Source organism: Bartonella sp. MU70NMGDW (assembly GCF_042194085.1).
GTDB classification, from domain to species: domain Bacteria; phylum Pseudomonadota; class Alphaproteobacteria; order Rhizobiales; family Rhizobiaceae; genus Bartonella; species Bartonella grahamii.
Window position 1 is genome coordinate 1 of record NZ_JBHIMK010000347.1, and the last position, 1,199, is coordinate 1,199.

At 43.0% G+C, this 1,199-nt stretch carries 1 protein-coding gene; it reads right to left on the reverse strand.

Going from position 1 to position 1,199, the window contains the following annotated elements:
* Positions 1-1,199: acetate--CoA ligase (locus tag ACFIKE_RS10895; RefSeq protein WP_375649933.1), on the reverse strand; the 1,199-nt coding region annotated here is incomplete at both ends.

Genomic DNA, 1,199 nt, shown 5'->3' on the forward strand with positions numbered 1-1,199 from the left:
CCTGTTTCCGTTTGCCACCATGTATCGAGAATCGGACAACGGTCATTTCCAACTGTATGATAAAACCATTCCCATGCTTCTGGGTTAATCGGTTCTCCTACCGTGCCTAAAAGACGCAACGATGTCCTGTTTGAGTGTTCAACAAACGAATTTCCTGCTCCCATCAAGGCGCGGATAGCTGTTGGTGCGGTATAGAGTGTATTAACTTGGTGTTTGTCGACAATTTGCCAAAATCTTCCTTTGTCAGGAAAGGTTGGTGTGCCTTCAAACATTAAAGTAGTCGCACCATTGCATAAAGGTCCATAAACCAAGTAAGAATGACCGGTAATCCAACCAATATCAGCTGTACACCAGTAAACTTCATCGGGATGGTAATCAAAAACGTATTGATGTGTCATCGCGGCATAAACAAGATAGCCCGCTGTGGTATGCAAAACGCCTTTGGGTTTGCCGGTGGAGCCTGAAGTATAAAGAATAAAAAGTGGATCTTCAGCGTTCATTGGTTCTGGTGGGCAATCTGTTTTGGCATGAGTTATCTCTTCATGGTACCAAAAATCACGCCCCTCTATCCATTGAATGGGTCCACAAGTCCGCCGTATAACCATGACTTGGTCTACATGTACGTTTTGGCGTGCTGCTATCTCAATAGCATGATCAACATTGTCTTTTAAGTTGATCCGTTTGCCGCCACGCAAGCCGTGATCAGCGGTAATGATGAAGGTTGATTCGCAGTCAACAAGGCGTCCTGCTATTGCCTCAGCAGAAAAGCCAGCAAAGATAACCGAATGAACAGCACCAATGCGGGCACACGCGAGCATAGCATAGGCTGCTTCGGGTATCATGGGAAGATAAATGGTTACTTTATCGCCTTTTTTAATACCACGACTTTTCAAAAGATTAGCAAAACGACAAACATGTTCATAAAGCTCGTTATAGGTTATTTTTTTATCATGATAAGGATTATCTCCTTCCCAAATAAGCGCGATTTTGTCTCCATGGGTTTTCAGGTGGCGATCAATGCAATTATAGGCAACATTTGTTATCCCATCTTCGTACCATTGAATGGAGACATCTCCGTTAAAAGAAGTGTTTTTTACTTTTGTAAAAGGTTTAAACCATTCAATGCGTTGACCATGTTTGGCCCAGAAGCTTTCTGGATCATCGATGCTTTCTCGATACCATTGTTGATAAGTTTCCTC